Source organism: Roseobacter sp. EG26 (assembly GCF_049830555.1).
In the GTDB taxonomy this organism is placed as follows: domain Bacteria; phylum Pseudomonadota; class Alphaproteobacteria; order Rhodobacterales; family Rhodobacteraceae; genus Roseobacter.
Genome location: NZ_JBNBLH010000002.1, coordinates 139,253 through 152,714, shown reverse-complemented (window position 1 = coordinate 152,714; position 13,462 = coordinate 139,253). Strand labels below are relative to the sequence as shown.

The window sequence follows — 13,462 nt, the reverse complement described above, 5'->3', positions numbered from 1 at the left end:
TCATTCCGGTTTGGCGTTGAAGGTAAAGAGCGTCTCGCCGTTGATCGTGTAGCCGTTGATAAGCTCTGCGGCGCGGGGGCTGGTCAGCCACGCCTCTAACGTGACGGCCAGATCGTTTTGCACATGCGGGTGCTTTTCAGGGTTTACCGCCAAAAACGCATATTGGTTGAAAAGCGCTGCGTCACCCGCATAAAGCAGTGCCAGATTGGCCTTGTTACCGAAATTCAGCCAGCTTGCACGGTCCGCCAGAATATAGGCGTCCAGGCCGGCGGCTGTGTTCAGGCTCGCGCCCATGCCCGCACCGACTTCGCGATACCATGCGGCAAATGTTTCGGGGTCGAAATCTGCCGCCCGCCAAAGGGCGATTTCCTTTTTATGCGTCCCGCTGTCATCGCCACGGCTGACAAAGGCGGGTTTGGTCACACCGATGCGCTTGAGCGCCTCGGCCACCGACCCGGCCTTACCAACCCCCGCAGGGTCATCTTTGGGGCCGATAAGCACGAAATCATTATACATGATCTCACGCCGATAGGTGCCATGCTTCTCTGCCACGAATGCCTCTTCTGCGGCGCGCGAATGCACCAGGATCGCGTCCACATCACCCGCCCGGCCCAGACGCAGTGCTTGCCCGGTGCCGACAACCAGCAGCTGCACATCCAGATCGATATCTTCCTTGATCGCAGGCAACAGGACATCCGCGAGACCGGAATTTTCAAAGGAGGTTGTTACCGCCAGCCGGATTTCATCCGCCAATGTGGCGGTGCCCAGAAAAACAGCGCTCACGAGGGCAAAAACCCGTGCGATCATGCGATGATATCTCCTCTGAAAAAAGCCTGAAGCTCGTCTGTCTTCGGTGCGTTGAAAAAATCCTCTGCCGAGCCTTTCTCATGCACCACGCCATGCAACATGAAGAGTGCACTATCTGCAAGGCGTCTGGCTTGACCCAGATCATGTGTGGTCATGATAATGCGTGTTTTTTCGGCGAGCGCGTTTTGCAGCAGGGTTTCGATTTCACGGGTGGAGGCCCCATCGAGATTGGCGCAGGGTTCATCTAGAAACAGCACGTCCGGTTTGCGGATCAGAGCGCGCGCGATCGCCAGTTTCTGTTTTTCGCCACCGGAGAGGCGCGTGGCCTGAAGGCCGGTGCGTTCTTCCAACCCGATCCGCGCGATCCAGCGGCCCACACGGGTTTCCACTTCAGCTTTAGGCAGGCCCAGCAAGTGCAACGGATACCGCAGATTATCCGCAACCGACCGGCGCAGCATGATCGGTGTTTGGAAAACATAGGCCTGCCGATGGCGCGCCGCGTCTTCGGTGACGGACCATTCAACATGACCCTTGCTGAGACGCTCCACCCCGTGCATCACCCGCAAAAGCGTCGTCTTGCCGCTGCCGTTCGGGCCGATGATCATGGTCAGACCGGCCTCACCCAGCGTCAGATTGACCGGCCCCAGCAGGCGCTTGCCGCGACGGCGCACGGCCACATCGGTCAGGGTCAGGGGCAGGATGGTGCTCACCAGCGGCCCTCCCGTTCCGTGCGCGAGAGCCAGTGGATGCAAATGTTTATGCCAATGGCCAAGGCGATCAATACGAACCCCAGCGCCAGTGCCAGCGCGAAATCACCCTTGCCGGTCTCCAGCGCAATCGCGGTGGTCAGCACGCGGGTGGCGTTGTCGATATTGCCGCCCACGATCATGATCGCGCCGACCTCACCAATGGCCCGTCCGAACCCCGCCAGCGAGGCCGTCAGCAGGTTGCGCCGCCCGTCCCAGATGAGGGTCTTTATCCTTTGCCGGGCACTGGTGTTCAGCGAAATCAGCAGGTCGTGATATTCCGCCCAAAGCTCCCGCATCGCCTGATGGGTGATCGAGGCAATCAGCGGCGTGATGATCACCACCTGCGCAATGATCATGGCCGTCGGTGTGAAAAGCAGACCGAATACGCCAAATGGCCCGGAGCGTGACAGCAGAATGTAAACGATCAGCCCCACGACCACCGGCGGCAGGCCCATCAGCGCATTCAAGAGCGAAATCACCAGCCGTCTGTAGCGGAACCGCCGGATCGCCAGAAACGTCCCCAGCGGCAGCGCAATAGCCGAGGCGATGACCAGCGCCGTCAGGCTGACCTGCAGCGAGCGCAGGCTGATCTGCATCAGGTCTGCATCAAGCGTGACAACCAGCCAGAACGCGGAAACCAGCCCTTCGTAGATATCATTCATATGTCAGGCCGGTGCATGTGCCACGCGTTCAAATCTCAGTTGCACCGTCCTAGGACATGCCCGTGCCTTGCGCAATCGGGTCAGACCAATTCCGCATCTGTCATGATCTCCACAAGTGCCGGGCCCTTGTGATCCAACGCCTCCCGAATGGCGGCCTCGATATCGCCCGCCTCGGTCACTTTGACGCCGTGCCCGCCACAGAGCCGGGCAAACGCGGCAAAGCCGGGATTTTGCAGATCGGTCTCCCAGACCGGCCATTCACCGGAACGCTGTTCCTTGGAGATTTTACCAAGCTCGCCGTTATGGAGAAGGATATGGGTGATATCCATGCCGTATTTGACCGCCGTGGTGAATTCCATCGGGTATTGGCCAAAACCGCCATCGCCGGAGATCGACACAACCTTGCAGCCTTTCAGGTCCTCCTTGTCCTGTGTGGCAGCCCAGGCCCCCATCGCTGCGGGCAGCCCGAACCCGATGGAGCCGAGATAGCCCGACATCAGCACCCGCTGGCGGCCCTTGGTCTCCAGATAGCGGCCAAAGGAATAGGTGTTGTTGCCCACATCCACCGCAAAGATCGTGTTGTCCGGCACCAGCCGCCCGAGGGTTTCGAAGATGGCAAAGGAATGGATACCACGGCCCAGATCCTCTTGCAGGCGCTGCTGTTTTTCGCGCCGCCAGATGTCCCAGCGGTCGGCCAGTTCGGTGATCTGATCACCCGCCTGAGAATTATGACAATCCCCTTGCCCGATGGCGTCACAAAACGCGCCCACATCGCCCCAGATCGGCAGGGCAACGGGGTGGAATTTGCCCAACTGCATGCGTTCGTGATCGACCTGAATGATCTCCTTGCTGCGCTCGATACCCGTGTGGTTGGAGAAGCTGGTGCCCAGAGCGATGATTAGGTCCGCTTCGTTCATGAACCAGCTTGCAATCGGCGTCCCAGACCGCCCCAGCACCCCGCCCGCACATTTGTGATCATCGGGCAGCAGACCCTTGGCTTTGAAGGTGGTCAAAACCGGCGTGCCTAGGTTTTCGGCCAGCGCGGCGATCTCACCCCGCACCGGGTAAGCGCCGTGACCCACGATGATGATCGGGCGCTTGGCGGCTTTGATCATCGCCGCCGCCTTGTCGATTTCACTCTGCGCCGGGATGACAGGAGACTGCGTTATGCGTCCCTCTGGCGCGCTCGCAGGCTGCTCCGACGGGTTGGTCTGCACGTCATCGGGAAAGATCAGATGGGCAACGTTCTGCTCGACAATGGCAGTCTTGCAGGCAAGGGCGGCCAGTTCCGCGTGGTTGGAACTGCCCAGAACCGGCTGAGAGAAACTGGTCACAGCCTGAAACGCAGACAAAAGATCAATGTCCTGAAACGCCCCCGGCCCCATCACCTGCGTTTGCACCTGACCGGTCAGCGCCAGTACCGGCGCGCGGTCCACCTTGGCATCCCACAGGCCGGTGAGCAGGTTGGTGGCCCCCGGTCCCGCAATGGTCAGGCAGGCCGCAGGCGTTCCGGTCAGCTTGCCGTAGGCCGACGCGGCAAAGGCCGCCGCCCCTTCGTGGCGAATACCAAAGTAGCGCATCTTGCCGTCCCCAACCGCCAGCCTGATCGCATCCGACAAGCCGAGGTTCGAGTGGCCTACCATGCCGAAAACCGATTGCACGCCCCAGTTCGACAGCGTCTCCACCATCACGTCCGTGACCGTGCGTTCGTGCGGCGGCTCTGGCGCGATGCCCACAAAAATCTCGCCATCGCGGATGTCCACCGGGTACATCTGCTGACCGGTATCCTCGTGACCCCCGGGCGGTTTTCCGGTCAACGGGTCGAAATCCCACCCATGCCAGGGGCAGCGAATCCAGCATTTGTCGTCGATGCCTTTTTCGATGGAGCCTTCGCCCAAAGGGCCGCGCTGGTGCGGGCAATGGTTGTTCATCGCGGCCCATTGGCCGTCGAAATGCACCAGACAAACGGATGTTGTGCGCGCCGTGACGGTCTTTACCCGCCCTTCGGGCAGATCGTCGATATGGCCAACACTGATCCAGTCAAGGGTTTCATCCGTCATGGGGTTCTCCTGCATCGGTTGGGTTCGTGAAATAGTCATAGAGTTTCTGGGCAAGTGTCAGCACGGCAAAACACCCCAGCGCCCAAATCAACAGCGCAAAAGGGGCCGCATCGGTACCGCGCAGCCAGACGCTGAGCAGATCACCTTGTGGTCGGAGTGCCTGTTGACCGAACAACCCGTCCCGCGACCAAAGCGACAGAATCCAGAAACGCGACAGGTAAAACATGATCAGCGCGAGGAGTGCGACGATGACAATCATGAAAGCACGGCGCATTACTCCAATACCTCCAGCGTCTCGGGGTCCAGGCGCAGCACCAGCAAATCGCCGCGCCGCTCCACGTCCCCCTCCAGAGAGACAAACTGCGCCACATAGTCATAGGCGCTTTGCGGCAGCGGACCGCCGTCAGGGCCGGTGATCAGCAGAAACTCCGACCCTTCCACCGGCTGCGTCAAGACAAAAACCGGCGGCACGCCGCCAATCAGACAGAGGTTGGCGCAAGCTTTATGCGCCAGCCCACGCCCCGGACGCATGGCGCCCGCAAGGCATTTGCCATCGCAAATCTCTCCCGCCAGCTTCCAGCGGCCCAGAGGTTCGGTCACCAGTTCAGGGGCCGCACCCTCCACCGGGCCCAGCCCGTTGCGCCCGCCACGCAATTGCAGCATGTCGAGATCACCGCGTTGCAGAATGACACCGGACACCTTGGCCAGTTTCCCCTCCAGCGGGATGGCGCGGTTTTCGACACTATTCTTGCCCTGCCCGGCCAGCATCAGCGTGTGGCCTGCCTTGATCCGGTCGTTGCCTTCGGTCACGCGCAGGAGCGGATAGGGCGTCAGCTCAACCACGCCGGTCACCGTCTGACGCCCGTAATCGAACCGGAACGCGCCATCGCCCGGACCGTCCTGCGCCACTCCAAGTGCCAGACCGAAACCCGCCAGCCCAGATACAAATAACACGCAGACAGCCAGTAAAATGCCGCGCAACGGACCCGGCACAGGCAGGTATCCCACAAAAAAAGGTGCGTGTTTGTCACTCATGCCACCGCCTCCTGCTTGGGGGCCACCAGCGGTTCGACATAGGTGCCGGGCGGATTTGCCTTTGGATCAACCAAGACCTTGGTTCCTTCGAGTTTGAGGTTGTAGGTTGGCACCATTTCGGTGAACGGCGCGGGCGACCGGCCAGAGGACACCTCGTATTGAAACCCGTGCCATGGGCAGGTCACCAGACAATCAATAATTTTGCCTTCACCGAGCGGACCGTTCTGATGCGCACAGGCGTTGGAGATGGCGCTGAGGGTTCCGTCATTGAGATAAACCGCCACACGCTCACCATTTGCCAAGAGCTTGATCTTGGCGAAGCCTTCGGTCATCTCGGAAACGTCGCAAACCGGCACCCACGCCACATCCTGCGCCGACACCGCGTGATCGGCCCGGCGTTCATGCAGCGCTGCAACCAAGTGCAGAATGCCGACCGCCGCCGCCCCGCCGATGAAAATCACCGTAAAGACGTGGTTCTGCTGGTCCTGCAATATCCCCAGCGACACATGGGCGACAACCGACAGATAGGCCGGATAAATGAGGTAGTGAATGCGCTTCCACACCGGCGGGCTGAGGAATTTCATCCAGAAGTCATGGCTTGTGGCCGCCAACACGATCAACACGATCAGGGCGAAAATGCCAAAGACCTCAAAGGGGAAACCCGAAAGCTGACCGTAGCTGGTGTTGGCAAAAAGCAGGGCTTCGTATTTGTCCGACATCGAAAAGGCGAAATACCAGTCAAGAATATACCCCGCATGGGTGATCGCCACAAAGACCGTCATCACCCCGAAATGGCGTCGGTTGTAGAGCAGCGGCAAAAACCGTTTGTCCAGCCGCGCCAGCGGTCCAATGCACAGGATCACAGTAAGCATAGAGAAAGCACAGGCCCCAAAGGCGCGCGCATTGTGAACCTGCGGGTTGATCGGGCGCTCGTGGCTCAGAATGCCGGGTGAGGCATAGAGGAAAATATATAGAAACAGCGCCACGCCCAGCAGCATCACCGCGTCGTAGATGTATTTGTTATTGTTCCATTGAACGGGGGTGTATTTGACGCTCATTGGCTGACCTCCGTCGGGGCCGACAGGCGTTCGGGGGCGATCTCTGCAGGCCATTGCTGGCGGATGCTGAGCCCGGTGACGATGATCGCGCAGATGCCGATGGGCAATATCCACCCGACGGCGAAATGCGCCTTGCGGGGCGGATCATAGCGACGCGCCCAGACCTCACGGCCGGTCTCATAGAGATACCAGCGCCACAGCACCAACGGCCAGATCACCAGAATGCCGGGGATCAGCAGCGGCCGGAAAATATAGGCATCCTGCGCATCCTCGTCGATGCGGTCCATGCCGAAGGTCAGAAAGACCGCCGCGACCAGCGCCCCGATGGTCCCCCAAATGCGCAGACCCATCAGGATCATTTCCGCCTGGTTCATGCGGCACCTCCAAAGGCGACCCCGGAGATTTCGGCCATGTCCTTTTTCCAGCTGGTCAGATCGCTGTGGTTGAACTGCGACAGATGATTGTGCCCGCAGGCGCGCGCCATCACCTGCATCAGTTCCACCGAAGCGTCAAAGAAATTGGCCAGTTGCCGCGCTGATTTATCCACGATGATCCGGCTGACCAGATGCGGTTTCTGCGTCGCGATTCCCACCGGGCAATTGTTGGTATGACACGCGCGCATGGCCAGACAGCCAATGGCCTGCATCGCGGAGTTGGAGACCGCAATCGCATCCGCCCCCAATGCCATCGCCTTGATGAAATCCGCCGGTTTGCGCAAGCCCCCGGTGATGACCAGCGAGACGTCGTTACGCTCCAGCCTATCGAGATGCGCCCGCGCACGGGCCAGCGCCGGGATTGTCGGAACAGAGATATTGTCGCGGAAAATCACCGGTGCCGCCCCGGTGCCTCCCCCGCGCCCGTCAAGGATGATGTAATCGACACCCACCTGAAGGGCGGCGTCTATGTCCTTTTCGATATGTTGCGCGCTGAGCTTGTAGCCGATGGGAATGCCCCCAGTCCGGTCGCGTACCTCATCGGCGAAATCCTTGATCTGAGCGGGGTCGGTCCAATCGGGAAAGCGCGGCGGCGAAATGGCGTCCTGCCCTTCGTCGAGGCTGCGCACCTTGGCGATCTTGCCTTTGACCTTGGCCCCCGGCAGATGGCCGCCGGTGCCGGTTTTGGCCCCCTGCCCGCCCTTGAAGTGAAACGCCTGTACCTTGTCCAGTTTGTCCCAGCTGAACCCGAAGCGCGCGGAGGCAAGTTCGTAGAAGTAGCGCGAATTGGCTTCCTGTTCTTCGGGCAACATGCCGCCTTCCCCGGAACAGATACCCGTTCCGGCCATTTCAGCGCCCATCGCCAGCGCCACCTTGGCCGGTTCCGACAAGGCCCCGAAAGACATGTCCGAGACAAAGAGAGGGATTTTCAGGCGTAGCGGTTTTTGCGCGTTGGGCCCGATCACCACATCGGTGCCCACCGGTTCATCATCCAGCAGCGGTGCCTTGGCCAATTGCGCTGTCAGAAGCTGGATGTCGTCCCAATCAGGCAGTTCCGCGCGCAACACACCCATGGCGTCCACCACACCGTGATGGCCGGTCTTGCTCAGACCGTCCCGCGCATATTGCTGGATCAACCCGGTATAGGGCTCGCCGGTATCGCCATGGCTGGGGTCGGCATAAAGGCCCAGATAGGCGTCCCGGTTGTAGGGTTGCGGATTGTCATACCCCCATTGGTTGATCTCATCCGCATCAACCATAACTTCGCCATCTTCGATCCAGGATTTGAACTTTGGCAATGCCTCGTCATTGGCATAAGACGACACGCCGCTGTCGAGCCGGTAGTCCCAGTCATGCACCCCGCAGATCAGATCCTTGCCGCGCACATGACCGTCCGCCATCAGCGCGCCGCGGTGCAGGCACCGTCCGTAGAAAACCGACACCTCCTCGTCAAACCGCACGACCACCAGATCAACTTCACCTATAATTGCATATTGTGGATCACGGTCAGGCAAAGTACTCAAGGTCGCAACGGGTGTTGGGGTCATAGGGATCTTCTTCCTTGCTTTGGCATTCGCCGCACTGCTGGGACGTTTTAGACGTTCTTCGAGTTATGTCACCGCAAGGTGCGACAAATCAACTTAGCAAGCCAAATCACAATTTGCCCAGATCACACGAAAACGGTGAATTTCCCGCATTTGTTGTTTTCTGACGTCAGTGGTGATGGGCCCATTAACACGTTGGTTTTCTTGGATGATGGCCTGTCCGGTCCCCGCAACACCGGGGCAAGCATCAGTTTTCCAGGTTTCCCGACGTCAAGGCGCCCCCTTTGACCGCGCGAACGCCTGCACGAATGATGGCAATCACAGTCAGCACCGTAAGCGACCAGAAAAACCAGGTGATGGGCCCCCGCACCAGGATCAGCGGATCGCTGCCGGACATCAGCATCGACTGGCGGAAGTTGTCCTCCAGCAAGGGCCCCAGAATAAAGGCGATCAGAAAGGGGGCCGCAGGAATATGATGCCGCACCATCAGATAGCCGACCCAACCCATGACAAACATCACGCCTACGTCAAAGATATTGTTGTTCACCGCGAAGACGCCGTAGATGCACAGCACAAGGACACCCGGGATCAGGATGCGTTTGGGAATATCCGCCACATATTTGAACCCCCGGATGGCAACCGAGCCAATCAGGAACAAAAAGGCAGAACTGACGATCAGACCGATGAACAGACCGTAAATGATGTCCACGTTGAGGATGAACATCATCGGTCCGGGTTGCAGGCCGTGGATCATGAAGGCCCCGATGATGATCGCCGTGATCACATCGCCCGGCACGCCAAGCGCCAGCAACGGGATTAGGGTAGCGCCCGCCACACCATTGTTACCCGCCTCGGAGGCGGCGACGCCCTCGATCTCTCCCTTGCCGAAATTCTCCTTGTTTTTTGACGTACGGCGCGCTTCGGAATAGCTCAGAAAGGCCGATGGGGCAGCACCGATGCCGGGGATTGAGCCCAGAAAAACGCCGATAAAACTGCCCCGCACGATGGATTTGAAACTTCGGCGGTAGTCGGCGAAACTGACCCAGTTCTTGCCCAGCGACCGCGCCTTGCCGACATGCGCCGTGGGATGCCAGACCATCGCCAGAATTTCCGGGATCGCAAAAAGCCCGATCAGCACAGCGATAAAATTGAGACCGCCCATCATGTTGGGATCGCCAAAGGTAAACCGGTTGGTGCCATAGACCAGATCCAACCCGATGGTCGCCAGCAAGAGCCCCAGAAGGGCCGAGAGCGCGCCGCGCAACAGGCTGTCACCCGACACACCCGCTATGATCGTGAGTGAAAACAGGATCAGCGTGAAAAATTCCGGCGGGCCGAAACTCAGCGCAAAGGAGGCCAGCCAGCCAGCAAAGAGGATCAGCGACAGGTTGGAGATGACATCCGCCGTGCAGGACGCCCAAAGCGCCATGCCCAGAGCCCGGCCCGCCTCACCTTTTTCGGCCATCGGGTAGCCGTCCAGAATGGTTGCCGATGACGCGGGCGTGCCCGGTGTCTTGATCAGGATGGCCGGAATGGAGCCGCCGAATATCCCGCCCTTGTAAACGCCCAAGAGCAGCAGGATGCCGGTAATGGGCTGCATCGCAAAGGTGAAGGGCAGCGTCAGCGCCACGGCCATGGTCGCCGACATCCCCGGAATGGCACCGCCAATCACCCCAATCGCCACTCCGACAAACAGCGCCAGAAAGGATTCGATGTTGCCGACAAGGCTGAGGCCCGCGGCGAGACTGTCGAGAAAGCTCATGGCAGCCTCAGATAATTGCCCTGCGGGATTGCCACCCCGGCCACATGGGCGAAAAACGCATAGAGCACCAGCGGAATGACCACTGCGCAGATCAAGGCGGTAACCGGATGCCTCGTGCGCACCAGAAAGGCAGACGCGACAAAGACCAGCATGGAGGTCAGCACCATGCCCAGGCGCGGCAGCAGGAACATGGTGACCCCCATGATGACCGCCATGCCCGCCAGCCGCATCCAGGCAGCCTTTGCATCCTCATCGGGGCCGTCCAGGGGCGCACCATCGGGTGCCATGCGCATGCCGGAAAAGACCAGCCCCAGCCCCGTCAGCCCGGTGAAGCCCGCCAGCGCATAAGGCCAAAAGAGCGGTGACAGGATCACATTGCCCACATTGCTGGGCGATGAGACCCATGCAGGAATGGCGTAAAGGGTCAGAAACAGGGCCGCTATCAATGCCCCGATCCCCAATCGCAGCTGCACCTGTCGCTCAGTCATGCACTCCCCCCTTCGCCCTTTTTCCGGGTCTTGCAAAAAACGCCGGGCATCCAATGGCCCGGCGTTTTTCGTGATTTCAAAGCAGGGCGTTGACCCTAGCCTTCAATTCTCATGCCTAATTCGTCAACCAGTTTCCGGAACGTGTTGTACTGGCCTTCGATAAAGGCATTGGCATCTTCGGGGGACATCAACTCGATCACCGACCCGCGTTCGGTCATTTTCGACAGGAACCCTTCGTCCTTGGTGGCCGTGGCCATCCATGCGCCCCATTTGTCGGCAACGTCATCCGGCAACCCGTCTGGTCCCGCGATGCCGGTCCAGCCAACCAATTGATGCAAGGCGGGTTTGCCCAGATCCGCCGCCGTGGGCACATCGAACCCCGCGACAGGTTCTGCGGTGGTCACCATCAAAGGCACAAGCTGCTTGTTCGCGACAAAACCGGAAATGGCCGAGGAATTTGTGCACAGGAACGTGGCTGTGCCGTTCAAAACCGCCGTGGCAGCCGCCCCGCCGCCCTTTTGCGGAATATGGGTGGTCTGCGTCAAAGGTTCTTCGACGCCGAATTCCTTCAGCACCATCACGGCGGCCAGATGCAGCAGCGAGCCGACACCCGAGGACGAATAGGTCACGCCGCCCTCATTCACCTTTGCCACCAGATCGTCCATTGAGGTGATGCCCGAGGACGGGCTGACAGCGCAGGCCACCGGGTTGATCTCATAGACGGTGACAAAGCGGAAATCATCCAGACCATAGGGCAAGGTTGCTTTCATCGCCGGGTTGACGGAATGCGAGCCAACGCGGGCGAAAAGCATGGTGTAGCCGTCTTCCTTGGCGTTCTGGACAGCCACAGAGCCGGTCGCCCCGCCAGCACCCGTGACATTCGCCATGACCAGCGGTTTGCCCACGGCGGCCCCCAGCGGTTCCGCAATCGTGCGCGCTGAGATATCTGTCGCCCCGCCTGCACCGTAAGGAATGACCATGTTGATCGGCCGCTCCGGATACTCGGCGAACGCCGCCCCTGCCAACCCCAGACTCAACGCACAAACAGCGCTCATCGATTTCAATGACATCATATTCTCCCCGTTGGATTTACCCGTTGACGCCGCACGAAACCCGCCGTCGGCGCTCTTGCACAATTGGTATCGTTAAGACATGCTTTAAAGAAGTAATAATATATTACAAATTCCGTTAGCAATGCTAACATTAAAGGCCAAAACCATGTCCATCCGCATCCTGCGCACGCTTATTGCGGTGCATGACCATAAAACCTTCAGTGCCGCCGCGGATGCGGTTTTTGTCACCCACGCCGCGGTCAGTCAGCAGATGCGCACCCTGGAGGAAAACTGGGGCATTCAGCTTTTTGATCGTAGCAGACGCACGCCGGAACTCACACCGCTCGGGCGCGCGCTGGTGGCCAAGGCTAGGGAAGTGGTGCGCGCTTACGACCAGATGCTGCCCTCCGTTCTGGGGGAAACCGGCGTCAGCGGGGAGGTTGCTCTTGGCGCACTGCCGACCACGCTCACGACCCTCATTCCCTCGGCAATTTCCATGCTCGTCGCGGCCTTCCCCCAGGTGCATGTACGGCTTTTCCCGGGCCTGACCCTGCAATTGATCTCGCAACTTGAGCGCGGCGCATTGGATGCGGTTCTGGCCTCGCGTCCGCAACTTTTGCCCGCAGGCGTCGAATTCCTTGAAGTCGCCGAAGAACCGTTGCAATTGCTGGCCTCCATGGATACCAAAAGCGATGACCCTTTTGAGTTGATCGCCACGCATCCATTCATCCGGTTCAATCGCGAAGCGGTGGTCGGCCACATGATCGAAAGCTGGCTGCAAAGCAAACACATCCGCGTCAATGAAGCGATGGAGCTGGACGGGTTGGAGGCCATCTCCAGCATGGTCTATGCCAATCTCGGCGTGGCGATCGCGCCCAAACGGTCGGTGTTGCCCAATAACCCGCTGCCGCTCAAACGCCTGTCGCTGGGGGATGACGCGCCCATTCGCAGGTTGGGTCTGCTTTACCCGCGCGACACCGCACACGGGCGCGTTTTGTCCGAGCTGCACAGTGTGTGCCTGCGCGCCGTTGCCAAGGGCGCTTTTGGCGACGCGAACATGCAAAATGACATCTGAACAAATCCTTTATCTGGTGATTGGCTCCATTGCCGGTGGTTTTATCAATGGATTAGCTGCGTTTGGCACCTCCTTGTTTGCGCTTGGTTTTTTCCTGACGGTCATGCCCGCGCTGGAGGCGGTCGCGATCATTGTGGTCATTTCCGTCACCAGCGGGTTACAAGGATTGTGGATCGTGCGCAAATCCATTGCTGCCAATCCAAGGCGGCTGGCGCGGTTCCTGATACCCGCCATTCTGGGCATTCCGCTGGGCATCGCCTCGCTCAAACAGATCGACGCGTCGGTTTTGAAACTTCTGATCGCGTTTTTCCTGATCCTCTATGGCGGGTTTTTCACGCTCAGACGAAACCTGCCGAAAATTGACCGTCCCACGCCCCTCATTGATTGCGTGGTCGGATTTTTCGCGGGCATCCTTGGTGGTGCCGCGTCGCTGTCCGGTGCGCTGCCCACCATGTGGTGCGCGATGCGCGCCTGGCCAAAGGTGGAAACCCGCGCGGTACTGCAACCTTTCAACGTCACGGTCCTGTCGCTAACGGCCGTGCTGCTGGCGTTCAATGGCGCGTATCAACCCCGCACCTTGTGGTTTCTCTGCATCGCGATCCCGACCGCGATGATCTCCGCCCAACTGGGTATTTTCGTCTTCCGGCAACTCAGCGACAGCGCTTTCAGACGGTTACTGATCGCGATCTGTTTTGTCTCCGGCGCTGTGCTGCTGGCGCGCGAACTGCTGTGAGCC

At 59.6% G+C, this 13,462-nt stretch carries 14 protein-coding genes; 2 read left to right on the top strand and 12 right to left on the bottom strand.

The window, feature by feature from the left end:
* The 12 genes from ACOTTU_RS06340 to ACOTTU_RS06285 all read right to left on the bottom strand — a co-directional run bounded on the left by ACOTTU_RS06340 (position 1) and on the right by ACOTTU_RS06285 (position 11,669).
* Positions 1-807, bottom strand: a complete 807-nt coding sequence (locus ACOTTU_RS06340; RefSeq protein WP_425656701.1) for a substrate-binding domain-containing protein — start codon at positions 805-807, stop codon at positions 1-3.
* Positions 804-1,520: an ATP-binding cassette domain-containing protein gene (locus ACOTTU_RS06335; protein WP_298917829.1), complete on the bottom strand. Its 717-nt coding sequence runs from the start codon at positions 1,518-1,520 to the stop codon at positions 804-806. The genes ACOTTU_RS06340 and ACOTTU_RS06335 overlap by 4 nt, the downstream gene beginning before the upstream one ends.
* Positions 1,514-2,218, bottom strand: coding sequence for an ABC transporter permease (locus ACOTTU_RS06330; RefSeq protein ID WP_425656699.1), 705 nt, complete (start codon positions 2,216-2,218; stop codon positions 1,514-1,516). Before ACOTTU_RS06330 ends, ACOTTU_RS06335 begins: the two co-directional genes overlap by 7 nt.
* 80 nt (positions 2,219-2,298) lie before the next feature.
* Entirely contained in the window at positions 2,299-4,278 is a 1,980-nt protein-coding gene (locus tag ACOTTU_RS06325) for a thiamine pyrophosphate-dependent enzyme (protein ID WP_425656697.1), read from the bottom strand.
* On the bottom strand, positions 4,268-4,552 hold the full coding sequence (locus ACOTTU_RS06320) for a hypothetical protein (RefSeq protein WP_425656696.1): 285 nt from the start codon (positions 4,550-4,552) through the stop codon (positions 4,268-4,270). Before ACOTTU_RS06320 ends, ACOTTU_RS06325 begins: the two co-directional genes overlap by 11 nt.
* Positions 4,552-5,313 (bottom strand): hypothetical protein, encoded by a 762-nt coding sequence (locus tag ACOTTU_RS06315; RefSeq protein ID WP_425656694.1) that lies wholly within the window; start codon positions 5,311-5,313, stop codon positions 4,552-4,554. Before ACOTTU_RS06315 ends, ACOTTU_RS06320 begins: the two co-directional genes overlap by 1 nt.
* Positions 5,310-6,371: a Rieske 2Fe-2S domain-containing protein gene (locus ACOTTU_RS06310; protein ID WP_425656692.1), complete on the bottom strand. Its 1,062-nt coding sequence runs from the start codon at positions 6,369-6,371 to the stop codon at positions 5,310-5,312. Before ACOTTU_RS06310 ends, ACOTTU_RS06315 begins: the two co-directional genes overlap by 4 nt.
* A complete protein-coding gene (locus ACOTTU_RS06305; RefSeq protein WP_425656690.1) occupies positions 6,368-6,745 on the bottom strand; it encodes a hypothetical protein in 378 nt (125 codons plus the stop codon). Before ACOTTU_RS06305 ends, ACOTTU_RS06310 begins: the two co-directional genes overlap by 4 nt.
* A complete protein-coding gene (locus tag ACOTTU_RS06300) occupies positions 6,742-8,352 on the bottom strand; it encodes a glutamate synthase-related protein (protein WP_425656688.1) in 1,611 nt (536 codons plus the stop codon). Before ACOTTU_RS06300 ends, ACOTTU_RS06305 begins: the two co-directional genes overlap by 4 nt.
* 244 nt (positions 8,353-8,596) lie before the next feature.
* The gene (locus tag ACOTTU_RS06295; protein WP_425656686.1) at positions 8,597-10,111 is read right to left on the bottom strand and encodes a tripartite tricarboxylate transporter permease; all 1,515 of its coding nucleotides are present in this window, start codon (positions 10,109-10,111) and stop codon (positions 8,597-8,599) included.
* Positions 10,108-10,599, bottom strand: coding sequence for a tripartite tricarboxylate transporter TctB family protein (locus ACOTTU_RS06290; RefSeq protein WP_425656684.1), 492 nt, complete (start codon positions 10,597-10,599; stop codon positions 10,108-10,110). The genes ACOTTU_RS06295 and ACOTTU_RS06290 overlap by 4 nt, the downstream gene beginning before the upstream one ends.
* 95 nt (positions 10,600-10,694) lie before the next feature.
* Positions 10,695-11,669 (bottom strand): Bug family tripartite tricarboxylate transporter substrate binding protein, encoded by a 975-nt coding sequence (locus ACOTTU_RS06285; RefSeq protein WP_425656683.1) that lies wholly within the window; start codon positions 11,667-11,669, stop codon positions 10,695-10,697.
* A gap of 148 nt (positions 11,670-11,817) precedes the next feature.
* Here ACOTTU_RS06285 and ACOTTU_RS06280 point away from each other — a divergent pair, with 148 nt between their 5' ends.
* Positions 11,818-12,726 (top strand): LysR family transcriptional regulator, encoded by a 909-nt coding sequence (locus tag ACOTTU_RS06280; protein ID WP_425656681.1) that lies wholly within the window; start codon positions 11,818-11,820, stop codon positions 12,724-12,726.
* Entirely contained in the window at positions 12,716-13,459 is a 744-nt protein-coding gene (locus ACOTTU_RS06275) for a sulfite exporter TauE/SafE family protein (protein ID WP_425656679.1), read from the top strand. The genes ACOTTU_RS06280 and ACOTTU_RS06275 overlap by 11 nt, the downstream gene beginning before the upstream one ends.
* Positions 13,460-13,462: the final 3 nt, after the last annotated feature.